Below are 24,317 nucleotides of genomic sequence, written 5' to 3'. Positions count from 1 at the left end.
ATAGCACTTTTTTATAGCTTTTAAACAAAATAATTTTGCAAAAAAGAGGAAAAAACTGTAATATAAAAAAGATGATTATTCTGGAGGTTGGTTTTTGGCTAAGAAAGAGATAACAATTCATAATTATAATGATGATGCCATCCAAGTATTGGAAGGATTAGATGCTGTACGCAAACGTCCTGGAATGTATATTGGATCAACTGATGGAGCTGGTCTGCATCACTTGGTTTGGGAAATTGTCGATAATGCTGTTGATGAGGCCTTGTCGGGTTTTGGAGATAAGATTGAAGTGACCCTTCACAAAGACGGTTCGGTATCTGTATCTGATAGTGGTCGAGGTATGCCAGTCGGCATGCACGCGATGGGGATTCCAACCGTTGAAGTTATTTTTACGGTTCTCCATGCAGGTGGTAAATTTGGTCAGGGTGGCTATAAAACTTCCGGTGGTCTCCATGGGGTAGGCTCGTCAGTAGTTAATGCGCTATCTAGTTGGTTGGAGGTTGAAATCACGCGTGATGGTTCTGTCTATCAGCAACGCTTTGAAGATGGTGGTAAGCCAGTGACAACCTTGACCAAAATCGGCACAGCTCCAAAAACAAAATCAGGGACAAAAGTAACCTTCCTACCTGATGACCGTATTTTCTCGACCACTGATTTCAAATTCAATACTATTGCTGAACGCTTGAATGAGTCAGCTTTCTTATTGAAGACGGTTACTTTATCTTTGATTGACGAACGGAGTGGTGAAGAGGCCGTTTTCCATTATGAAAATGGGGTGCAAGACTTTGTTGCCTACCTCAACGAAGACAAGGAAACCTTAACGCCTGTGATTTATTTTGAAGGGCAAGAAAATGATTTCCAAGTAGAGATTGCTTTACAGTACAATGATGGCTTTTCAGATAATATTTTGTCCTTTGTTAACAATGTTCGCACTAAAGATGGTGGGACACACGAAACGGGATTGAAATCTGCCATTACCAAAGCCATGAACGATTACGCCCGTAAAACAGGGCTTTTGAAAGATAAAGATAAGAATTTAGAAGGCTCAGATTATCGTGAAGGCTTATCAGCAATTTTATCTATCTTGGTACCAGAAGAGCATTTGCAATTTGAAGGGCAGACCAAGGACAAGCTAGGCAGTCCTTTAGCCAGACCAATAGTTGATAGTATTGTTTCTGAGAAATTGACCTTTTTCCTTCTGGAAAATGGTGAATTAGCAGCCAATCTCATTCGTAAGGCCATTCGTGCTAGAGACGCGAGAGAAGCTGCTCGTAAGGCGCGTGATGATGCGAGAAGTGGCAAGAAAAACAAAAAAGATAAAGGGTTATTGTCAGGGAAATTAACCCCTGCTCAATCCAAAAATGCCCAGAAAAATGAGCTTTACTTGGTCGAAGGAGACTCTGCCGGTGGCTCTGCCAAGCAAGGACGTGACCGTAAATTCCAAGCCATCCTCCCACTACGTGGTAAGGTCTTGAATACGGAAAAAGCAAAGATGACCGATATCCTTAAAAATGAGGAAATCAATACCATGATTCATACGATTGGTGCTGGTGTCGGAGCTGATTTTAGTCTAGAAGATATCAACTATGACAAAATCATTATTATGACCGATGCGGATACCGATGGTGCTCACATTCAAACCCTTCTGTTGACCTTCTTTTACCGTTATATGAGACCACTTGTGGAAGCAGGACATGTCTATATCGCTCTCCCCCCCCTTTATAAGATGTCAAAAGGTAAGGGTAAAAAGGAGGAGATTGCTTATGCTTGGTCAGATAGCGAGTTGGAAAATCTTCGCCAGCAATTTGGCAAAGGTGCCTTATTACAACGTTACAAGGGGCTTGGTGAGATGAATGCTGACCAACTCTGGGAGACAACCATGAACCCAGACACGCGCACCCTAATCCGTGTTACGATTGAAGACCTCGCCAGAGCAGAACGTCGCGTCTCTGTTCTCATGGGAGACAAACCAGCCCCACGCCGAAAATGGATAGAAGATAATGTGACCTTTACACTTGAAGAAAATACTTTATTTTAGTCAATAAACTATAATTATGTTAAATAAGGAAGATAAAAATGTTTAAAAAAATGTCTGAAAAAGAGTCATTAAAAGCCCTCAAAAAAGAATTTAATAAATCAGAAGGACTCTTGAATAATAGAGATGAATTGGAAACACTTTTGCAACGAGTGGAAGAAAAGCTTAGTCTTATACCAACCATTGGGAAAAAATTAGCCATTATTCCAACTTTAATATCATTAATCAGAAATTATGTGAAGGGTGAGTATACCGATATTCCAATAGGTAGTATTATTTCAATAATCAGTGCCTTAATCTATTTCCTGTCTCCAATTGATTTTGTTCCTGATTTTATACCTGGAGCAGGTTTGTTGGATGACACTGTTGTTTTAATGACTTGTTTGAAAATGGTAGAGTCGGATGTGTATGAGTATCGTCAATGGCGAAAACGACTCAATAAAGATATCAAATAATCACTTAACACTAAACAATATTATTACGGTCAGGTTGAGTTTATACATTCTAACGAAAGGATATTGCAAAAGTTATTAACTTTTGTCCTGCTATTCTATGTCTAACATTCAAAACATGTCCTTAGAGGACATCATGGGAGAGCGTTTCGGACGTTACTCCAAATACATTATTCAAGAACGGGCTCTGCCAGACATTCGAGATGGCTTGAAGCCAGTGCAACGCCGTATCCTCTATTCGATGAATAAGGATGGTAATACCCACGACAAGGGGTATCGAAAGTCAGCTAAGTCGGTCGGTAATATCATGGGGAATTTCCACCCTCATGGCGATAGTTCTATTTACGATGCTATGGTGCGCATGAGTCAGGATTGGAAGAACCGTGAAATCTTAGTGGAGATGCACGGGAATAATGGTTCTATGGATGGTGACCCACCAGCTGCCATGCGTTATACTGAGGCTCGTTTATCCGAAATAGCCAGCTATTTGCTCGCCGATATTGATAAAAAAACTGTTCCATTTGCATGGAATTTTGACGATACCGAAAAAGAACCGACCGTTCTTCCAGCAGCCTTCCCAAATCTTTTAGTCAATGGGGCAACAGGTATTTCTGCAGGTTATGCCACAGACATTCCACCCCATAATCTTTCAGAGGTCATTGATGCTGTTATTTACATGATTGACCACCCAACTGCTAGCTTGGACAAATTAATGACACTTTTGCCCGGACCAGATTTTCCAACGGGTGGTATTATTCAGGGCAAGGACGAGATTAAAAAAGCCTACGAAACAGGTAAAGGCCGTATTGTCATCAGAAGTCAGACGACGATTGAAACCATCAAGGGAGGCAAGGAACAAATCATTGTGACCGAAATTCCTTACGACGTCAACAAGGCTGTTTTGGTCAAGAAAATTGATGATGTCCGTGTCAATAACAAGGTTCCAGGAATTGCCGAAGTGCGTGACGAATCAGACCGAACAGGACTTCGTATCGCCATTGAACTCAAAAAAGATGCTGATAGTCAGACCATTCTCAACTATCTGTTCAAATATACAGACTTGCAGATTAACTACAATTTTAATATGGTTGCCATTGACCACTTCACACCGAAACAAGTTGGTCTAAAAACCATTCTATCTAGCTATATTAGCCACCGTCAGTCCATTATCTTAGCCCGCTCTAAGTTTGAAAAAGAAAAAGCGGAAAAGCGACTGCATATTGTCGAGGGGTTGATTCGTGTTATCTCCATCTTAGACGAGGTTATTGCCCTTATTCGTGCATCGGAAAATAAAGCTGATGCTAAGGAAAACCTTAAGGTTTCCTATGAGTTTTCAGAAGAACAAGCTGAAGCTATTGTGACCTTACAACTTTATCGTTTGACTAACACAGACATTGTGACCTTGCAAAAAGAAGAATCTGATTTGCGTGATAAAATCATGACGCTTATGGCGATTATGAGTGATGACAAAACCTTGTTTAATGTGATGAAGCGTGAATTGCGTGAGGTCAAAAAAGCTTTTGCGACCAAGCGTCTCAGTGAGTTACAAGACCAAGCAGAAGTCATTGAGATTGACACGACTAGTTTGATTGCTGAAGAAGATACCTATGTTAGCGTGACCAAGGCAGGTTATCTCAAACGCACTAGCCCACGGTCATTCTCTGCATCAACCATTGAGGAGTTGGGTTGTCGTGATGATGATGAGCTAGTCTTCCTATCACAAGCCAAGACAACACAGCATCTCTTGCTCTTTACTAACCTTGGTAATGCCATCTATCGTCCTGTGCATGAGTTGGCTGATATCCGTTGGAAAGATATCGGTGAACACCTCAGCCAGACCTTGACCAATTTTGCTTCAAATGAAACCATTATTCATGTTGACTTAGTTGATACCTTTGAGACAGGGACCTATCTGGCTGTCACTCAAAAAGGTCAGATAAAACGCTTTGAGCGTCAAGAGCTAACGCCGTGGCGCACCTATCGTTCTAAGTCTACCAAATACGCTAAATTAAAAGATGAAGAAGATGCTGTTTTGACCCTCTCACCAATAACAGTGGAAGAGGTAATGTTGGTTACTGAAAAAGGTTATGCCCTAAGGTTCTCAAGTGCAGAAGTGCCTATCATTGGTGCCAAAGCAGCAGGAGTCAAGGCAATCAATTTAAAATCAGATGATAATCTCGTAGCAGCCTTCACACTGACCGGTCAGAGTATCTATATCTTGACACAACGAGGTAGCATCAAACGTATGAATATTGACCAGATACCTGTGACAAGCCGTGCCAATCGTGGTCTTCTTGTTTTAAGAGAGTTAAAAACCAAACCTCATCGTGTCTTTGCAGCGGGAACTGTCAAATCCCCACAAGATGACCTAGATTTATTCAATCTGGTCAGCGAGGTAAAAGAAGAGGTCTTAGAAATCACCTCTAAAACAGGTAAAACGTATCATATCAATTTAGCTAATCTCACAGAATCTGAAAGAACGCATAATGGAGCGTTTATCTCTGATACTATTTCAGATGAACAAGTCGCAAGAGCGACAATAAAGCGTTTTGAGTCATAAGATGAAAAAAACCAATCTAGTACTTGCTAGTTTTGGTTTTTTTGTGTAGAATCAATAAAGAGTAAGGATAGAGAGGTATTTAATATGAGTAAAAAAGACAAGAAGATTGAAATTCAACTGAGTGATCAAAAAGTAAAAGTGAATAATGTGTTTGTAGAAGGCTATCACTTAAGTTTAGGAAAAAAAGTCATTGGTGAGATTGCAGAAATCGATGGTAAATTTGCAGTAGTTAAAAATGAGAATGTTTTAGCCTTTTATAAGGATATTAATTTGGCAATTGAAAATATTATAGAAAGCTTTAATTTAAATCACTAATTATTGATTAAATGCTTTTTGTGGAATTAAACAGCTATTGTTGCAAATAACAGACTAAAAAACTTTACTAGAACTCGTTTCTTAGTAAAGTTTTTTAATCCCTTAGAAGATGGTATATAGCATTTATATGGAAATATGATCATAAAGATAGACTAATGTTTCGGGGTTATAAGATAAATAGTTGGTCGTTATTGTCATTGAAGATGTAACATTTCTTTTTTAGTTTTTTGTTTCACACCTATAGTCATTTTTCCCTACTGCTAAATTCCCAAACTAACTTCCACCGTCTGTTAAAGTGGAAGTTAATCTGATAAAACCTCTAACAACCAGTGGAAATCCGTGTCAGGGTAAGTTCCACTTGTTTTTATAATGGTTGATTTTATTGCATTTTTAGGCGAATTTAGGTTAAAAAAAGGGTACACAAAATCCCCTCATCTGAAAGCGTTTCAGATTAAGTTCCGTTATGGTGGAAGTTAGTGTGAGACGTTTGCGTGGCTTATATTAGGTTAGTTTTTAGAATTTATGTTGGAGTAATTTTGGGGACTGACAGACGTCTTCTGCGGGAATTAAGGAAATGCCAAGAAGTTTAGCCAGTTCTTCGTCATAGGTAAAGGTAAAGAGCTCATAAGCTGATTTCCCATTCAAAGCAGCGCGTTTCACGCTATTGACATGAGAACAGACAAGGTTGATATCGTCCTGAGTTAAGTTATCAAAAGAAGTTCCCTTTGGTAGAATATCGCGAATAAGGGAGTGGTTTTTCTCAATTTTTCCTTTCTGGTCAGAGCGATTAGGGTCACAAAAGAATGGTTTAATCTCACCTCTGATATCCATCTCGATGTCATCAACTCTGGCAAATTCTCCGCCATTATCTGTAAGAATGATAGGGAAAACGTCGAAGAAATTTCTATCAGCCTCATAAAGTGTGTTCTTGATGACATAGAGGTGTTTAGCGACCTCAAGAGCGGTTTTATTGTCCAGAAGTCTAGCGAAGATAAAGTTACAGAAAGACAAATTGAAGGTGAGTAATACTTTTCCGCCAACCCGTCCAAGAACAGTGTCCATTTCAAGCCAAGAGGTCAGCTGTCTATGTGTCAGGTAGTTTTGGAAGTCCTCATAAGAACGCCCTTTTTTAGCTTCTTTAGGGATAGAAGGCAGGTTAGATTTGCGCCTTTCTTTGAATTTTACAGCTCTAGCCAGATCAATAGGAGCGATAGAAAGGTATCCTTTACGGATGTGTCGATAGACGGTCGAGGAACTGACATCAAGGTTATGCGTTTTAAGGATGTGATAGATGTGTTGTCCCTTTTTCACACCATCAGAAATGACTTTATCCATATCCCAGAACGTTTGAGAGTTGAGAGGAGTTCCTTCTCGAGCCTCAACGAGGGTTTGTTCATATTGTTTTTGAGCCTGTTTAGCGAGGTAGAAGATTTTCTTGTAGCCACAATTTTGTCTTCTCTTAGGACATCCGTTACAGACAAATGGAGCTTTATCAAGGAGAGGGCAAGGAAGGCCATCACTGGTAGAGGTTCTGACCTGTCTGTTACGTTTGACCTCTTTGGAAACGGTAGTAGGATCTTTTAGGATAGTTTTTCCAATGGCTTTGAAGGTTTCTCCACGTTCTAAGCCAAGTTGGATGTCATTGCGGTCTGAGAGGGTAAGGTGTTTATATTTTGTCATAGTAAGAACTCATTTCTAACACAAACGTCTCAGACTTAATTCCACCATAAAAATCCGTTTTAGACTAACTTCCACTTCGAAAGATAAAGTGGAACTTACGTTGGGAAATTACCATTTTTCCCTACTAAACATTTTTACCTTGATAAAAAAAGTCTATTATGTTATAATCATGTACTGTAAGGGGTGTCATTTGATGCCCCGAAAATTCATTTTATTTTAAGAAGGAGAACCACTATGGCTTCTAAAGATTTCCACATTGTTGCAGAAACTGGTATTCATGCACGTCCAGCTACTTTGCTTGTTCAGACAGCTAGCAAATTCGCTTCAGATATCACTCTTGATTACAAAGGTAAAGCAGTAAACCTTAAATCTATCATGGGTGTTATGAGTCTTGGTGTTGGCCAAGGTGCTGATGTAACTATTTCTGCCGAAGGTGCAGATGCAGATGATGCTCTTGCTGCTATCGAAGAAACAATGACGAAAGAAGGATTGGCTTAAGACTATGACAGAAATGCTTAAAGGTATCGCAGCATCTGATGGTGTTGCAGTTGCTAAAGCATATCTACTAGTTCAACCGGATTTATCATTTGAAACAGTAACTGTTTCTGATACAAGTGCAGAAGAAGCTCGTTTGGATGCTGCTTTGGCGGCGTCACAAGACGAGCTTTCTCTTATCCGTGAGAAAGCAGTAGATAGCTTAGGTGAAGAAGCAGCAGCTGTGTTTGATGCGCATTTGATGGTTCTATCTGACCCAGAGATGGTTGGTCAAATCAAAGAAACAATTCGTGCTAAACAAGTGAATGCTGAGACTGGTTTGACTGAAGTCACAAATATGTTCGTTGCTATCTTTGAAGGTATGGAAGATAACCCATATATGCAAGAACGAGCTGCAGACATTCGTGACGTTGCGAAACGTGTTCTGTCACATTTGCTTGGCGTTAAATTACCAAACCCAGCTACAATCGATGAAGAGTCAATCGTGATTGCACATGACTTGACACCTTCTGATACAGCACAATTGAATAAAAACTTTGTAAAAGCCTTTGTTACAAACATTGGTGGTCGTACAAGTCACTCTGCTATTATGGCTCGTACTCTTGAAATCGCAGCTGTTTTGGGAACTAACAACATTACTGAATTGGTTAAAAATGGTGATGTACTTGCGGTTAACGGTATTACAGGTGAAGTTGTGATTAACCCATCTGAAGATAAAATCGCTGAGTTTAAAGCTGCAGGTGAAGCTTATGCTGCTCAAAAAGCTGAGTGGGCACTTCTTAAAGACGCAAAAACAGTAACAGCTGACGGTAAGCATTTTGAATTAGCTGCTAATATTGGTACGCCAAAAGATGTTGAAGGTGTTAACGAAAATGGTGCAGAAGCAGTAGGTCTTTACCGTACTGAGTTCTTGTATATGGACTCTCAAGACTTCCCTACTGAAGATGAACAATACGAAGCTTACAAAGCGGTACTTGAAGGTATGAATGGTAAGCCAGTTGTGGTTCGTACAATGGATATCGGTGGTGACAAAGAGTTACCTTATTTCGATCTTCCACATGAGATGAATCCATTCCTTGGTTTCCGTGCTTTGCGTATCTCTATTTCAGAAACTGGTAATCAAATGTTCCGTACACAGTTACGTGCTTTGTTACGTGCCTCTGTTCATGGACAACTTCGTATCATGTTCCCAATGGTTGCTTTAGTTAAAGAATTCAGAGCAGCAAAAGCTATTCTTGATGAAGAAAAAGCTAATTTATTGGCTGAGGGTGTAGCTGTATCGGATAATATTGAAGTTGGTATCATGATTGAAATTCCAGCGGCAGCTATGCTTGCTGATCAGTTCGCAAAAGAAGTTGATTTCTTCTCTATTGGTACTAATGACCTTATCCAATATACTATGGCTGCAGACCGTATGAATGAACAGGTATCTTACCTTTACCAACCATATAACCCGTCAATTCTTCGCTTGATTAACAACGTTATCAAAGCAGCGCATGCTGAAGGTAAATGGGCTGGTATGTGTGGTGAAATGGCTGGTGATCAACAAGCTGTTCCACTTCTTGTAGGTATGGGCTTAGATGAGTTCTCTATGTCAGCAACTTCTGTGTTACGTACTCGTAGCTTGATGAAGAAACTTGATACTACTAAGATGCAAGAATATGCTCATCGTGCATTGACAGAATGTTCAACTGCTGAAGAAGTACTTGAACTCCAAAAAGAGTATCTTTAATCACTTGTTTATCATATCATTTAATCAGTGAGGTTGAGATTGAAGAAATTGTTGTAAAGGCAGTTTTCTTCAATCTTTTTTATATTAATTATTTTATTATGAAGATAGAAAAAACATTTTTCTCATTATCTATTGGTGTTCAATTCACTGAGAAAAGTATGAAATTGCTGTTATGTTAGTGTAAAATAAATCTCGGAAATACTTTACCAAATGCAAAAAGTCCTATATCCTAAGACAAACACCACATTTACCTAGAAGGATATAGAACTTATGACTATTGTAACAAAGATTTCCGAGATTTTAAAGTCTAGCACACACTTATCCGAGATGGAAGAAGCCATAACTGCTGTTATGAGAGATATGACAAGTACTATTCTAAGTGATAGATTAGAAGCCTTAGACAAAGAGTTGATTCAGCCTTATCTTTCAGAAGGTTGGGCAATAGACCGTCGGGAAGAACGTCAGCTGACATTTACCTTTGGGACGGTTGTCTTCAAGCGCCGTAGACTGAGAAAGTCAGGTGAGAAGAGTTTCTTGCCCTTAGACAATGCTCTGGGTTTGACGCCTAGGGAGCACTTTAGTCCAGGTTTCAAAGAGAAGATTAGTGAGTTGGCAACGGGTATGACTTTTCGTCAGGCAAGTAAAACCCTAGACCTCTTGATCGATATTTCTGTGAGCCACCAGACAGTTCATCGTATGACGCAAGATGTGGCTGAACAGATAGCTCAGATCAGGTTATCAGGTTTACAGACCTTGAAGAAACCCAAAGTCCTCTACATAGAGGGAGATGGTGTCTGGGTGGGTTGTCAAGAAAAGCATAAACACCTTGAGTTCAAACGTGGTTTTATTCACGAAGGTATCTCCAGAAAAGGCAAACGAGGGAGTCTTATTAACCCAGTTTACTTTGGGACCTTTGGAACGAGTCGCGACTTATTTCAGATGATTTCGGACTATCTGACTGGGCACTATGACTTGAGCGAGACGCTTATCATTGCCAATAGTGATGGGGGAGCTGGTTACGAGTCGTTTCAATTTGAGTCTATTTTAGGTCGTCATCGTCAGTTTGAGTATTGTTTGGATAGTTATCATATCATGCGCCAAATCACAGGTAAACTTGGCTTTAACAAGTCCCTTCAAGCTGCGGTTAGACAGGCTGTTAAAGCTTATGATGTCGAGGCAGTTAAGCTTTTGTTGGAGACAGAAGAGTCGCTGTTAGAAGATGAGAAACAGCTAGAACGCCTTGAGAGCCTGAGGTCATATTTAGTGCGTCATTGGGAGGCTATCAAACCCTTGTCTGAGCGTGGTTTAAGTGTATCGTCAGGCGTTGGCGTCTGTGAGAGCGGGCACCGCTTTTACACCAACCGTATGAAACGTCAGGGACGCAATTGGCGACAAAAGGGAGCTGAGCATATGTCCATTCTCTTAACATCCCTACGCAATCACGATTTTAAAGACCGTTATAGAGCCAGTCATCAAGAGGTTTTGTTTGACTCTGAGATTAGGGTTAATATGCGACAGATTTTGAAGAAGACTAATCACGACGCTCACACCATTCCACAGGCGACAATCGCTTTGAATGGGGCAACGAGCACACCAATTGGACAACTTAAGAAGTGGATAGAGGGCTTTTAACCTTTTCCGAGGAAAACTTGACACATACTGCTGTTATTATGAAAAGACAGTTATATGGTTTTTTGTTATAATAGGACTGAACTTAAAAAAGGAGGTCTTTATGCAAGAGACTATCATTTTGAATAATGGTGTTGAAATACCCAAACTAGGTTTTGGAACATGGAAGTCAACAGAAGGAGAAGAGGCGTACCAAGCTGTTTTAAAGGCTCTTGAGGTTGGTTATCGCCATATTGACACTGCGAGAATTTATAAAAATGAAGAAAGTGTGGGGCGCGCCATTAAGGATAGTGGTATTCCACGTGAAGACATTTTTGTAACAACTAAATTATGGAATAATGCTCATAGTTACGAGCAGGCCAAAGAGGCATTGGATGCGTCATTATCGCGCTTAGGACTAGATTATGTAGATTTATATCTTATTCATTGGCCTAATCCGCTGATGTTCCGTGAGTCATGGAAAGAAGCTAATGCAGAAACTTGGCGAGCATTGGAAGAAGCATTGGCTGAAGGAAAGGTTAGAGCAATTGGTGTTAGTAATTTTATGGAACATCATCTGGATGCTCTTTTAGAAACGGCTAAAGTAATGCCTGCTGTTAATCAAATCAGGTTATCACCCGGTATTACGCAAGAAAGTATTGTGTCCAAATGCAGAGACTTAGGCATTGTTTTAGAAGCCTATAGTCCGTTTGGTGAGGGAGAACTATTCGGGTTACCTGTCCTAGAGGATATGGCTGAGAAATATGGGGTGTCTGTTGCTAAGTTAGTCTTGGCATGGAGCCTACAACATGATTTTATTCCTCTGCCAAAATCAGTGACACCAAGTCGTATTGAAAGCAACTTTGATGCCTTTGGTTTAGTTATTTCAGAGGAGGATATGGCTATCTTGGACACTTTAGAGGTTCCATCAAGCGCTCCTAATCCTGATACTGTATCATTTTAGTGTTTATCAGTGTTTCTTGAAAGCTATTACTTTTGAGAAACCTTTCTTTTTGAATGAGAGGAAAAATGGTCACAAAATTTAAGAATAGCTATTTTGCTTATTTTTTAATGTATAATTTTTATTTTCTGTCTTGGGCATTATTTTCAACCCTTATATCTGTCAATTTATTGGACTTGGGTTATAAGCCTAGTCAGGTTTCCTTAGTTGTCTCTATTTCTTTTTTGACATCTATGTTGACACAGCCTTTAATAGGGGTATTGACTGATCGTCATAATCATAAGCATGTTTTGGTCGGACTTTTTGCCTTATCGTTGTTAGGAGGTCTTGGTATGGTTTTAGCCAAGTCTTTCTGGGCGATTATGTTTTGTTATAGTTTTGTTATGTTACTGATGAATGGTAGCAATCCCTTGCTTGAACAGTTGGCGACGACAAGTCGATTTCCTTATGGTAAGTTGAGAATTTGGGGAACAATTGGTTTTGCTATTGGTTCTCAGATTGCTGGTTTATTATACCAGTGGATTTCACCAGAGGCAGTTTATTTGGGATTTTCAGCGATGGTTTCTTTAGCCATTATTGGTGTCATGGGAACGGAAATCCATGAGGAGTCTCATGATGAGGAGGAAGTGGCAAAAGTTCCCTTATCTGATTTTCTCAAGAATAAAGGGTTCGTCAGTTTTACAGTGATTTCGATTTTGTTATCTGGCGTGCTCATGACAGGGCATACCTATATCCCTGCTTATCTCGAATCGAGTGGTTTAACCGTAGCTCAGTCTACCACGGTTGTCGCAATATCTGTTATTTGTGAGGCACCATTGACTTACTTCTCATACCTTTTCATGGATAGGTTTAAGACAAAGCAACTCATGTATGCAGCTTTTCTTCTTTTGGTGATTCAATTGGGTGTTTATAGTTTGGACTTAGGACTGATATCAAAAGTAGCAGTAACCTTGTTGTCAAAACATACTGCAGGGATGCTCTTTATTATGGTCAATATGAAGGCGGTTAATTCACTAGTCTCTAAAAAAGTTCTGATCACTTCCTTAGCGATTATGCAAACTGCTCGTAATTTAGGTGCCATTATCTTTCAAAACATTGCAGGGTTTATCTTAGATGACTGGTCTTATCAGTATATGTTTACTTTCTTACTGGTAATGGTTATTGTAATTGCTATTCTTGTTCATTTTTCACCTCTACCTGATGGTACAGATGAAACATTATTCCATTAAGCGATTTATTTCTATCTTTGTAATCTTAATGAGATAGATCAGAAATATGATATTCATTCAAAACTTGAAGAATCATCTTTTAGGGATTGTTCTTCAAGTTTTTTTGATGTCTGTCTATAAAAATTGAGGTATTTTATGCGTTTTATTTAAAAAACATCAGATATTTAGTCTAAAATTAAATAAATACTTAAAAATAGTTAAATAAATATTGACAATTGACAAAGTCAGTATTATAATGTCATTAAGTTATAACTTAATATTTATTAAACAAACGTTTAAGGAGTGGCTTATGAAGAAAATACTGACCAATAAATTGTTTATGTCCACATTTATCTCTGATAAATTGTCAAGTTTTGGTGATGTTCTTTATTACTATGCTTTAATGAACTATGTCTTGTTACTCCCAAATCCGCAATTTGCCCTTGCTATCATTACGTTTTCAGAAACCTTACCGATGTTGACAAGCTTTGCCTTGGGGATTTATGCTGATAAGACACGTCATAAACTGGATATGATTTTTCTGACTTTGGCAGCAAGGACTGCTCTTTATGTGATTGTAGGTCTTTTGATGGGCTTTACGCCTAGTTTGTGGATTGTGCTTTGTGTGAGTGTGATTAACCTTGTATCTGACTTGTTTGGACAGTATGAGAATGGCTTGTTCACCCCTATTGCGTTGCGGATTATTGCTAAAGAAGATAGGGAGCAAGCTCAGGCTTTTAGGCAATCAACTAGTTCTCTCTTGTCTCTCGCTTTTCAGTCACTAGCAGCTATCATTGTCGGTCTCATGTCCTACCGTCATCTTGCTTTCTTTAATGCCAGTACATTTGCAGTAGCAGGTCTTATCATGCTTGTTTTAAAAGCTGATATCTTAAAACTCCTTCATCAAAACCCTATCCAAGTGTCTGAGGACCTTGTCACTAATCGCCAAAATATTTTTAAGGAAATGTGGTCAAGTAGTCAGATGGTCTTACGTGAAATCAAGGCTATTCCAGTCTTACAGCAAGCCCTTATTCTTGGTCCGGCTCTAAATGGTATATACAGTGCGTTTAATGTTATCTTGGTCTATCAGATCAGTCAACATCCAGAAATGGTCATCTATAATGCTTCAACGACAATTGCTGCCTTTTCAACCTGTATGTTATTAGGTCAAGTTCTAGGCTCAAGCTTAGTTATGGGACCTGCTAAAGCAATTGAGATTATCAAGATTTTAAAGCTATCAGCTGTGTTTCCAATCTTTATTTTTTCAGCCTTTGTTTTACACAATAGCTATTTGGTGATGGTATTCTTGTTTGTGGTTTGTGTTTTGACGGGGATGATCAATCCTAAGCTATCTGCCTTGATGATGAATAGTTTACCAGAAGACCGTCTGGCGACGATTGACGCTGGTATAGGAACCTACTTTATGTCCAGTATGTTTGTGATTAGACTCCTAGTGTCAGGCTTGTTGCTCATTTTATCAGCTGACCAAGTGACATGGCTATTCGTCCTAGGTTCTGTTATGATTTTGGTTTACGTTTTTAAGGGGATGTTGGGTCAGAAAAAAAGGCAGTGAAAAAGTCAGCAAAGCTTGGTATAATAAAAGTGGAAAAGAGGTAGTTATGACGACATATCATTATTCACTAACAAAAAGTACCATCGTTGATTACTTGATGGCACCTATCTGTGGCTTATTAGGGAAATCAGAGTTAGAACTAGATTTTCCTAGAACGGCAATTGAATTACTTGGTTCAGCTTATGATGATTTATTTAAGTGCGGTGCTGAACTCGCAGATATGAAAGACAGTATAAAAGAGCATTACTTGATTTATAGAGGGCATTCGGTTGCCTACTATTGTTACCGTCTGGTCTTGAGTAGAGGCATTGAGCCATCAACGATTGAGGAGGCGATTGAGGCGATCGCTCAACTTAGCCCAGAAGACTATCTCTTAGCCTTTGAATTGGCCTTGGGTTATCGTGGCGATATTCAAAAGACAGTGACTTTAGCTGATTATCTTGAGGAGAATATTCTGGAAGCCGATGAGCGTTGGTACTGGTTTCAAGCCTATCACAAGCCAGAGAAAGCTTTGGCCAACATGGTTGCTATCTTGAGAGAAGTGACTGTTCGTTACCGTCCCTATCATGACAAATATGCTAAAGAAATAGCAGCTTATGCTGCTAACCTTAATCTCTATGAGACCATGTCTGCTATCCAAATGGTAGAAGTCTCCAATATGCTAGACAAGCATGAAGGAGGGATAGATGTTTATATTTTATCCCCTATGCATATTAGGTTTTCTTTTCTTAGCAATGAGGATAACGTGTTGCCATTTGATAGTCTCTTTTTTTCAATGAAGGTTGATGACGTGATGAACGCAGCCAATCAGCTTGACTTGTCCAATCTGACAACGATTTTGAAACAATTTGGTGATGAAACCCGCTATCAAGTCCTTTTATCTATTATCGGTGGCAACTTGAAAAATAAGGAGATTGCAGAGCAGCTTGACATCACTGCAGCAGCAGTGTCCTTTCATACCCAAAAACTCTTAAACAGTCAGGTTTTAGTAGTGAATTCAGATAGTGATGGTATCAAGTATCAGATTAACAAGAAGATGTTACTTGAGGTGATTGATAGACTGACAACGGATTTTCACCTAGATGAGCCATAAGCTGTTAGATGAGCTATTAGTATAGTGACTGCTTGATGATGAGCCTTACAGATTGACTTGATTTTTACGACTATTCACCTTATAATAGAAAAAACGTGAAAGGAAAGAATAGCATGAAGTTACTAGAAGAACGTATTTTGAAAGATGGTAATGTCTTAGGGGAAAACATTTTAAAAGTGGATTCTTTTTTAACCCACCAAGTTGATTTTAACCTGATGAAGGAGATTGGACAGGTTTTTGCGGACAAATACAGAGATAGAGGTATTACTAAGGTTGTCACCATTGAGGCTTCTGGTATCGCTCCTGCGGTTTATGTGGCTGAGGCACTCAATGTTCCCATGATTTTTGCCAAAAAAGCTAAGAACATTACCATGACAGAAGGTATCTTGACGGCTGAGGTCTATTCCTTTACCAAGCAAGTGACGAGTACCGTTTCGATTGCAGGGAAATTTTTATCGTCAGATGACAAGGTGCTTATCATTGATGATTTCTTGGCTAATGGCCAAGCAGCTAAAGGATTGATTGATATCATTGAGCAAGCTGGTTCAGAAGTTGTGGCAGTTGGTATTGTGATTGAGAAATCCTTCCAAGATGGGCGTCAATTATTGCTAGATAGAGGCGTAGAAGTTGCGTCCCTTGCCCGTATTGAGAAGTTTGAAAATGGTCAAGTGGTTTTCACTGAAGCAGATTTATAGGATAGATGTTTTTAGACGGTGAGGGAAAGATGAAAATTGTAATAGCTGGGACTGGAGCGATGGGGGCTACTTATGGAGGGCTCTTGGCAAAAGCTGGACATGATGTTGTTTTCTTAGATTCTTGGCAAGCCAATATTGATGCCATCAATGATAAGGGCATTTGTTTGGATAATCTTGGACAGTTGGAGACAATAAATGCTAAGGCTTACTTACCAGAGGAATATCATGATAGTCCAGATTTACTGGTTGTCTTTACAAAATCAATGCAGTTACGAGATATGTTAGACAAGGTTAAACACTTGATTTCTGACAAAACCCATATCCTTTGTCTCTTGAATGGTCTGGGTCATATTGATACCTTGAAGGAATATGTGTCGCTCAATCAAATCATTATGGGTGTGACGGTTGTTACAGCAGGTATGATAGGCCCTGGGCAATTTAAGGTAACCAGTCGAGGTAGGACAGAGTTACAAGATATGGGTGAGCAGAGTAAAGACTTTGTGTTAGATGCGGTGAACCATCTGACAGAGGCTGGACTTCCAACGGAGTATTCAGAAGATATCCTCTATTCCATTTGGCGTAAAGCCTGTCTCAATGGTACGATGAATGCTTGTTGTGCCTTGTTGGATTGTAACATGTTAGAATTAGGTCAGATTAGGCAATCACGGGAGTTACTTGGTCAGATTGTGGCTGAATTTGCTGCTGTTGCCGCTCAAGAAGGAACGATGATTGATGTTGAACAGATGACTGATTTTGTCTGTTGGCATACAACGGAAGCTTTTGGCGGTGTCCACCATTACCCATCAATGCACCAAGATTTAGTCCAAAACCATCGTCTGACAGAGATTGATTACCTTAATGGTTACGTTGCTCGAAAAGGTAAAGCCTATGGTCTTGAAACCAAGTATTGTGAACTAATCACTTTGCTTGTTCATGCTAAGGAGCAATTAGTCATGACAGCTTCTGTATAATTGCAGAAGGTTTAGGGAAAATCTAGTAAACAAAAATACAAAATGTAATGTTTAAGCTAAAATTAAGAATGTAATATTAAAATGCCACTCTGGTAAAAACTGACCAGAGTGGATTGTTATTCTAATTTTCTCACTTGTGTGAATGGGATTTGATATTTACTAACATCATCCCCAAAATAGATAGAGGATATTTTTATGATGAAATAAAAGTATAAATGTCGAACGATTTTAGCTGGTATGTTGCTATGTGTTACTAGTTAAAATTTAGTTGCTTGCACCGTGAAAGATCAACAAAACAGTTCTTCTACAGAAGCATTATAAAACCAAACAAATAAAGGAAGTCGGAAGCAAATTAAAAACAGTTGTGCTAGTCGTTATAGCAATATTGCTATTATCCAGTCAAAACTAAATCAAGATAATTTTGGCACAGGAAGCTTTATTTCACCAAATACTCTAATCACAAACAGACAAAGATATAACAAGCGAACAAAACACATTTTCTAATACCGAATCTAGTTTTGTTCGCTTTTTTCTTGTTTAATTTACTTATAGGACATTGATAAGCATTTAATCCTATTGTTTCCGTTTCATCACACCTTGTGGAAAGTAAGTGCCCTCTGGCATATCATTGATAAAAACATGAATAGCTTCCTTAGGGGCATTCGTGTGCTTGGATACCACCTCAGTCACCTCACGAGCCAAGGCTATTTTTTGCTCTTGTGTGCGTCCCTCAAATAAATCAATCTTAACAAATGGCATAATAGTCTCCTTAAAGTTTATTAGATTTATTGTAGCATAGTCTTTTCAAAGTTTCTAGTTAGCTAAAAGTAGTATCTTATGTTAGTTATTCACTAAACTATTAATTGATAAAATACTCTTACTCAGAGCGTGCCTTATTTTTCTTTTTATGATAAAATAGGTAGGACTATTGATAGAAAAGGTGGCTTGGTTTGGCACAGTTATATTACAAATACGGGACAATGAACTCTGGTAAAACCATTGAAATTTTAAAAGTAGCTCACAACTATGAAGAACAGGGAAAACCTGTTGTGATTATGACAAGTGCTCTGGATACTAGGGATGCCTTTGGTGTGGTGTCTAGTCGTATTGGGATGCGTCGTGAAGCTGTTCCGATTACGGATGATATGGATGTCTATGCCTATATTGAAGGGCTTGACCGTAAGCCATTTTGTGTCTTGATTGATGAAGCACAATTTTTGACGAAAAAGCATGTCTATGATTTTGCTCGAGTCGTTGATGACTTGGATGTTCCTGTTATGGCTTTTGGGTTGAAAAATGATTTTAAAAATGATTTATTTGAAGGCTCTAAGCACTTACTATTATTAGCAGACAAGATTGATGAAATTAAAACCATTTGTCAGTATTGTAGCAAAAAAGCAACCATGGTATTACGCACAGATCATGGGATACCTGTCTACGAAGGTGCTCAAATTCAAATAGGTGGAAATGAAACCTATATTCCAGTTTGCCGCAGGCATTATTTTAAACCAGATATTGACAAAGGATAGAGAGGAAAGACGTTAGAATGAATATCTATGACCAGTTACAAGCCCTAGAGGATCGTTACGAAGAGTTAGGAGAGCTCTTGAGTGACCCAGATGTTGTGAGTGACACCAAACGATTCATGGAGCTATCCAAAGAAGAGGCAGGGACACGTGACACAGTGACCGCTTACCGTGAATACAAACAAGTGATTCAGAATATCTCAGATGCTGAAGAAATGATTAAGGATGCTAGTGGTGACCCAGAACTTGAAGAAATGGCTAAGGAAGAGTTAAAGGAGTCCAAAGCTGCTAAAGAAGTTTACGAAGAAAAATTGAAAATTCTTCTTCTACCAAAAGATCCTAATGATGATAAAAACATTATCCTTGAAATTAGGGGGGCAGCAGGTGGAGATGAAGCCGCTCTCTTTGCAGGTGATTTGTTAACCATGTATCAAAAATATGCAGAAAGTCAAGGTTGGCGTTTTGAAGTCATGGAAGCGTCAAGCAACGGTGTTGGTGGTCTAAAAGAAGTGGTTGCCATGGTGTCTGGTCAGTCTGTTTATTCTAAATTGAAATACGAGAGTGGAGCCCATCGTGTGCAACGTGTACCAGTGACCGAAAGTCAAGGTCGTATCCATACGTCAACAGCTACTGTGCTTGTCATGCCAGAAGTGGAAGAAGTCGAGTACGATATCGATCCAAAAGACTTGCGCGTGGACATTTACCATGCGTCTGGTGCAGGTGGTCAGAACGTCAATAAGGTAGCGACAGCTGTTCGTATCGTTCACTTACCAACCAACATCAAGGTTGAGATGCAAGAAGAGCGTACCCAGCAGAAAAACCGTGAAAAAGCCATGAAGATTATTCGTGCTCGTGTTGCTGATCATTTTGCCCAAATTGCCCAAGATGAACAAGATGCGGAGCGTAAATCAACGATTGGTACTGGAGATCGTTCAGAGCGTATTCGTACTTATAATTTCCCACAAAATCGTGTCACTGACCATCGTATTGGTCTGACATTGCAAAAGTTGGATACCATTTTATCAGGTAAGATGGATGAAGTTGTCGATGCCCTTGTCCTTTACGATCAAACACAGAAATTAGAAGAGTTAAATAACTAATGACCTATGCAGAAGTGTTGGCTAAGCTTGGTCAACAATTAGAAGAATTAGGTGAGGAAAGGTTAGCGTTAGAACTAGCCTTTCGTCATGTCAAAGGTTGGTCTAAGACAGAGTTTGTTTTACAACAACGCACTCAACCAACGATCGATGACGAGCTTTTACTCAATAGCCTTTATGAACAGTTATCTGCTCATATCCCATACCAATATATCATTGGTAAAGCTGAATTTGGAGAGTTAATCTTGACAGTGGACAAGCGTGTCCTTATTCCAAGACCAGAAACAGAAGAATTAGTTGCCCTCATTCTTTCTGAAAATCCGTCCAAGGAGTTATCTGTCCTAGATATTGGAACGGGCAGTGGTGCGATTGCTCTTTCATTGAAGCACCAAAGACCTATGTGGCAGATAACAGCTTCTGATGTGTCGAGAGATGCATTAGATGTAGCTGAAGAAAATGCAGTTCAGAATAAGCTTGATGTGACCTTTGTGCAATCAGATGTTTTTGAAAATATCACTGGTCGCTATGATATTATTGTCTCTAATCCGCCCTATATAGCTTACGATGATAAGGATGAAGTAGGGCTCAATGTCTTGAGCAGCGAGCCGCACCTAGCTTTGTTTGCTGATGAAGATGGTTACCAGATTTACCGTCGTATTATGGAAGATGTAAGCTCTTATCTTACTCCAAAAGGTAAATTGTATTTTGAGATTGGGTATAAGCAAGGTGAGATAATGAAACAATTCACTCAAACTTATTTTCCGAACAAGCGAGTGAGGGTTATCGTAGATAGTTTTGGCAAGGATAGGATGGTGGTTATTGATGATTAAAACTTTAGAGGCTATTCTTGCTAAAGGTGGGGCGGTTATTCTGCCTACTGAAACCGTCTATGGCTTATTTGCCAAAGCCTTGGATGAAGAAGCGGTTAATCATGTCTATGCGTTGAAAAAGCGTCCTAGAGAAAAAGCCATGAACTTAAATGTCTCCTCTTATGAAGATATTGTAAAATTTAGCCAAAATCCCCCAAAATTTCTAAAAAAGGTGTATAATAGATTTATGCCTGGACCGTTAACAATCATCTTGAAATCGAACGAAAATGTTCCGTTTTGGGTTAATTCTGGTCTTGGTACGGTAGGTTTTAGAGTGCCCAGTCACGAAAAAACCTTATATTTAATTGATAAACAAGGTCCACTGATTGGACCTTCAGCTAATATTTCTGGTCAGGATAGTGGCATTTCATTTGATAAGATTGTTTCTGAGTTTGACGAATCCTTGTTTGGCTATAAGGATGATAAGGCGTTAACAGGGCTTGACTCAACGATTTTGGATTTATCAGGAGACAAGGCACGCATTTTGAGACAAGGAGCGATTACCAAAGAAATGATTCATTATCATGTCCCAGAAATTGTATTTTTAGAAGATTAAAGGAGCAGCAGATGATTTTTGATAAGGTAGATTATAAAGCTTTTGATCCAGAGTTATGGGATAGTATTGCAGCAGAAGAAGACCGTCAACAAAATAATATTGAGCTGATTGCATCAGAAAACGTTGTCAGTAAGGCAGTTATGGCAGCTCAAGGTTCTCTTTTAACCAATAAATATGCTGAAGGTTATCCAGGTAAACGTTATTACGGTGGAACTGATTGTGTAGATGTGACTGAAAACTTGGCTATTGAACGTGCTAAGGCTTTGTTTGGGGCTGCATTTGCTAATGTGCAAGCTCATTCAGGTAGTCAAGCTAATACAGCAGCTTATCTTGCTTTAATTGAACCAGGTGATACTGTTCTTGGTATGGACTTATCAGCAGGTGGTCATTTAACACATGGCTCACCGGTGAATTTCTCAGGAAAAACCTATCACTTTGTTGGTTACTCAGTTGATCCTGAAACAGAGCAATTGGACTATGACGCCATTCTTACCTTAGCTGAAGAAGTCAAGCCTAAATTGATTGTAGCTGGAGCGTCTGCATACTCAAGAACGATTGATTTTGCTAAATTCCGTGAAATTGCTGATAAGGTAGGAGCTTATTTGATGGTTGATATGGCTCATATCGCTGGTCTGGTGGCTGCTGGATTGCATCCTAACCCAGTACCATATGCCCACATCACGACGTCTACTACTCACAAAACCTTACGTGGTCCACGTGGTGGATTGATTTTGACAAATGATGAAGATTTGGCGAAAAAAATCAATTCAGCGATCTTCCCAGGTATTCAAGGTGGTCCTTTGATGCACATTATTGCAGCGAAAGCTGTTGCCTTCAAAGAAGCTTTGGACCCATCATTTAAGGAGTATGCTGCCAATGTCATTAAAAATGCCAAAGCTATGGCAGAAGAGTTTTTAGGAGATGATGCTTTTCGTGTGATTTCTGGTGGTACTGATAACCATCTCTTCTTGGTTGATGTGACCAAGGTGATTGAAAATGGCAAGGAAGCTCAAAACCTTCTTGATGAGGTCAATATCACACTCAACAAAAACAGTATTCCTTATGAGACATTATCACCATTTAAAACCTCTGGTATCCGTATTGGTACCCCAGCGATTACCAGTCGTGGATTAGGTGAAAATGAAGCTAGGCAAATTGCCAAGTTGATGATTAAAGCCTTGAAAAACTATAATGACAAGGCTGTATTAGAAAGGGTAAAAGCAGAAGTGAGAGCCATTACAGACGCTTACCCACTTTACGAGAAAGATTAAGACGATGGATTTTTACATAAAGACAATTATCATCCATCAGTTCAGACCAGATGATACAGACTTATTTTTGGCTGATAGACCTATTCAGATAACGCCAAAAATCGATGAGTATTTCCGAAAAAAATTGACCAAGGTTTTTTCTGATGAAGCCAAACGTGGTCAATTTGATGATAATCATGACTTTATGACCTTCTTAACAGATGACTTTTTGGAGTCATCTGTTAAGTTTTCTGAGCTTTGGAAAGAAGAATTTGTCATTAGTGACAATCAAAAAGTTAATGATTTGGTGTTCATCCAGTTTGACAAAGATGGAATAGAGCATTTTGCATTTTTACGCTTAACCTTGCGTGAACAATTTATTCATAATAATGACTTGACCGATTCTCCCTTGAAAATCAGTCAAAATAACTTACCAAGTGCTGCGCAGACTCCTGATGAAGCCTTGGTCATCAATTTAGCGACAAAGCATTATTACCTTATTGAAAAACGAATTAAACATAACGGCTCTTTTGCCAATTATTTTTCAGAAAATTTACTCAATGTTAAGCCAGAACAATCCGTTAAAAAATCCATTAAAATGATGGAGCAAACAGCGCAAAAAATTGCAGAGAATTTCAATCAGGATGATTTTGCTTTTCAAACCAAGGTCAAATCAGCCATTTACCAACATTTAGAGGAAGAGGAATTATCTCCTGAAAAGCTAGCAGATCAGCTTTTTGATGATAATTTGACGGCACGATTGACTTTTGTTGATCAGGTGAAAGAAGCGATTCCAGATCCTATTAAATTGACTGATATTGATTCATCACGCCAATTGAAAAAACGTGAAACACAAAAGCTATCGCTCTCTAACGGTATTGAATTGCTGGTTCCTCATCATGTCTATCAAGATGCAGAATCTGTTGAGTTTATTCAAAATGATGATGGGACTTACTCCATCTTAATTAAAAACATTCAGGACATCCAGAGCCTATGAGACAACTACGACGCTTGTTTGGTTTGCTACTATTGGTTCTCAGTCTTTTTTATACCATAAGAATCTACCATAATGTACAAAGGGTTTTGTCTTATAGACCATTAGTCCACGAGGTTTTGACGCAACATGCTATTCATGTGAATGAGGATTTGATTTTAGCTCTTATTTATACTGAAACCAGAGGGAAAAGCCAGGATGTCATGCAAGCTAGTGAGAGCGTGAGCGGAGCTATAAATACCATTACGGATAGCCGTGAAAGTATTCGTCAAGGAGCGACTTTGGTATCGGAGCATCTAGCGACAGCTAATGACATAGATGTTGATATTTGGACAGCCATACAAGCTTATAATTTTGGAACACCTTACCTTAACTTTGTCGCACAGCATGGAGGCCAATCAACAATAGCTTTAGCAAAACGCTATTCACAAGATGTTGTTGCACCAAGTTTAGGCAATGTGATAGGTGAGACTTACCCTTATTATAGTCCTGTATCGCTGATTTATGGGGGTGGAGAGCTATATCAAAACGGTGGTAATATCTATTATGCAAAAGAAGTTAGGTTTCATCTATACCTTATTAAATTCTTCAGTGTATTTTATTAGCTCATAAAGAGATAGGTTAATCAAAGGTCCTATCTCTTTTTT

The 24,317-nt window shown here is 39.1% G+C and carries 22 protein-coding genes; 20 read left to right on the top strand and 2 right to left on the bottom strand.

Annotation, left to right across the window (positions count from 1 at the left end):
- Positions 1-94 precede the first annotated feature (94 nt).
- From parE to ACVRZH_RS02900, 4 genes are all read left to right on the top strand, one after another.
- Entirely contained in the window at positions 95-2,038 is a 1,944-nt protein-coding gene (gene parE, locus ACVRZH_RS02915; RefSeq protein WP_447453828.1) for a DNA topoisomerase IV subunit B, read from the top strand.
- A 38-nt stretch (positions 2,039-2,076) separates the two neighbouring features.
- Positions 2,077-2,490, top strand: coding sequence for a YkvA family protein (locus ACVRZH_RS02910; RefSeq protein WP_447453827.1), 414 nt, complete (start codon positions 2,077-2,079; stop codon positions 2,488-2,490).
- 97 nt (positions 2,491-2,587) lie between these two features.
- Complete coding sequence (gene parC, locus ACVRZH_RS02905; protein ID WP_447453826.1) at positions 2,588-5,047, top strand: DNA topoisomerase IV subunit A; 2,460 nt, start codon at positions 2,588-2,590, stop codon at positions 5,045-5,047.
- 84 nt (positions 5,048-5,131) lie between these two features.
- Entirely contained in the window at positions 5,132-5,362 is a 231-nt protein-coding gene (locus tag ACVRZH_RS02900) for a DUF2969 domain-containing protein (protein ID WP_447453825.1), read from the top strand.
- Between the two features lie 513 nt (positions 5,363-5,875).
- Here the strand turns inward: ACVRZH_RS02900 and ACVRZH_RS02895 are convergent.
- Positions 5,876-7,042, bottom strand: a complete 1,167-nt coding sequence (locus ACVRZH_RS02895) for an IS30 family transposase (RefSeq protein WP_447453824.1) — start codon at positions 7,040-7,042, stop codon at positions 5,876-5,878.
- Between the two features lie 234 nt (positions 7,043-7,276).
- Between ACVRZH_RS02895 and ACVRZH_RS02890 the strand changes: the two genes are divergently transcribed.
- The 9 genes from ACVRZH_RS02890 (at position 7,277) to ACVRZH_RS02850 (ending at position 17,378) form a co-directional block, all read left to right on the top strand.
- Positions 7,277-7,540, top strand: coding sequence for a phosphocarrier protein HPr (locus ACVRZH_RS02890; protein ID WP_003064009.1), 264 nt, complete (start codon positions 7,277-7,279; stop codon positions 7,538-7,540).
- Between the two features lie 4 nt (positions 7,541-7,544).
- Positions 7,545-9,269 carry a phosphoenolpyruvate--protein phosphotransferase gene (gene ptsP / locus ACVRZH_RS02885; RefSeq protein WP_447453823.1) on the top strand — a complete coding sequence of 575 codons (1,725 nt, stop codon included), beginning with the start codon at positions 7,545-7,547 and terminating at the stop codon, positions 9,267-9,269.
- Between the two features lie 270 nt (positions 9,270-9,539).
- Complete coding sequence (locus ACVRZH_RS02880) at positions 9,540-10,901, top strand: ISLre2 family transposase (RefSeq protein WP_447453822.1); 1,362 nt, start codon at positions 9,540-9,542, stop codon at positions 10,899-10,901.
- 100 nt (positions 10,902-11,001) lie between these two features.
- Entirely contained in the window at positions 11,002-11,841 is an 840-nt protein-coding gene (locus ACVRZH_RS02875) for an aldo/keto reductase (protein WP_447453821.1), read from the top strand.
- 65 nt (positions 11,842-11,906) lie between these two features.
- The gene (locus ACVRZH_RS02870) at positions 11,907-13,067 is read left to right on the top strand and encodes an MFS transporter (RefSeq protein ID WP_447453820.1); all 1,161 of its coding nucleotides are present in this window, start codon (positions 11,907-11,909) and stop codon (positions 13,065-13,067) included.
- Between the two features lie 289 nt (positions 13,068-13,356).
- The gene (locus ACVRZH_RS02865) at positions 13,357-14,619 is read left to right on the top strand and encodes an MFS transporter (protein ID WP_447453819.1); all 1,263 of its coding nucleotides are present in this window, start codon (positions 13,357-13,359) and stop codon (positions 14,617-14,619) included.
- Between the two features lie 46 nt (positions 14,620-14,665).
- Positions 14,666-15,712 (top strand): ArsR/SmtB family transcription factor, encoded by a 1,047-nt coding sequence (locus tag ACVRZH_RS02860; RefSeq protein WP_447453818.1) that lies wholly within the window; start codon positions 14,666-14,668, stop codon positions 15,710-15,712.
- Between the two features lie 113 nt (positions 15,713-15,825).
- The gene (locus ACVRZH_RS02855; RefSeq protein ID WP_447453817.1) at positions 15,826-16,407 is read left to right on the top strand and encodes a xanthine phosphoribosyltransferase; all 582 of its coding nucleotides are present in this window, start codon (positions 15,826-15,828) and stop codon (positions 16,405-16,407) included.
- 29 nt (positions 16,408-16,436) lie between these two features.
- Positions 16,437-17,378: a 2-dehydropantoate 2-reductase gene (locus tag ACVRZH_RS02850; protein ID WP_447453816.1), complete on the top strand. Its 942-nt coding sequence runs from the start codon at positions 16,437-16,439 to the stop codon at positions 17,376-17,378.
- A gap of 573 nt (positions 17,379-17,951) precedes the next feature.
- On the opposite strand, the gene ACVRZH_RS02845 is transcribed toward ACVRZH_RS02850, so the two are convergent.
- Entirely contained in the window at positions 17,952-18,137 is a 186-nt protein-coding gene (locus ACVRZH_RS02845) for a 4-oxalocrotonate tautomerase (RefSeq protein ID WP_447453815.1), read from the bottom strand.
- A gap of 191 nt (positions 18,138-18,328) precedes the next feature.
- Here ACVRZH_RS02845 and ACVRZH_RS02840 point away from each other — a divergent pair, with 191 nt between their 5' ends.
- The 7 genes from ACVRZH_RS02840 to ACVRZH_RS02810 are packed head-to-tail and all read left to right on the top strand — an operon-like array spanning position 18,329 to position 24,275.
- The gene (locus ACVRZH_RS02840; RefSeq protein ID WP_447453814.1) at positions 18,329-18,907 is read left to right on the top strand and encodes a thymidine kinase; all 579 of its coding nucleotides are present in this window, start codon (positions 18,329-18,331) and stop codon (positions 18,905-18,907) included.
- A gap of 17 nt (positions 18,908-18,924) precedes the next feature.
- Positions 18,925-20,004 carry a peptide chain release factor 1 gene (prfA, locus tag ACVRZH_RS02835; protein WP_447453813.1) on the top strand — a complete coding sequence of 360 codons (1,080 nt, stop codon included), beginning with the start codon at positions 18,925-18,927 and terminating at the stop codon, positions 20,002-20,004.
- Positions 20,004-20,831: a peptide chain release factor N(5)-glutamine methyltransferase gene (gene prmC / locus ACVRZH_RS02830; RefSeq protein ID WP_447453812.1), complete on the top strand. Its 828-nt coding sequence runs from the start codon at positions 20,004-20,006 to the stop codon at positions 20,829-20,831. The genes prfA and prmC overlap by 1 nt, the downstream gene beginning before the upstream one ends.
- The gene (locus tag ACVRZH_RS02825; protein ID WP_447453811.1) at positions 20,824-21,426 is read left to right on the top strand and encodes an L-threonylcarbamoyladenylate synthase; all 603 of its coding nucleotides are present in this window, start codon (positions 20,824-20,826) and stop codon (positions 21,424-21,426) included. The genes prmC and ACVRZH_RS02825 overlap by 8 nt, the downstream gene beginning before the upstream one ends.
- A gap of 11 nt (positions 21,427-21,437) precedes the next feature.
- Complete coding sequence (glyA, locus tag ACVRZH_RS02820; RefSeq protein WP_447453810.1) at positions 21,438-22,697, top strand: serine hydroxymethyltransferase; 1,260 nt, start codon at positions 21,438-21,440, stop codon at positions 22,695-22,697.
- 4 nt (positions 22,698-22,701) lie between these two features.
- Positions 22,702-23,673, top strand: coding sequence for a nucleoid-associated protein (locus ACVRZH_RS02815; protein WP_447453809.1), 972 nt, complete (start codon positions 22,702-22,704; stop codon positions 23,671-23,673).
- Entirely contained in the window at positions 23,670-24,275 is a 606-nt protein-coding gene (locus ACVRZH_RS02810) for a lysozyme family protein (protein WP_447453808.1), read from the top strand. Before ACVRZH_RS02815 ends, ACVRZH_RS02810 begins: the two co-directional genes overlap by 4 nt.
- Positions 24,276-24,317 lie beyond the last annotated feature (42 nt).

Source organism: Streptococcus fryi (genome assembly GCF_053206505.1).
The sequence above is the reverse complement of the archived record's forward strand: the minus strand, read 5'-3'. Positions and strand labels throughout refer to the sequence as shown.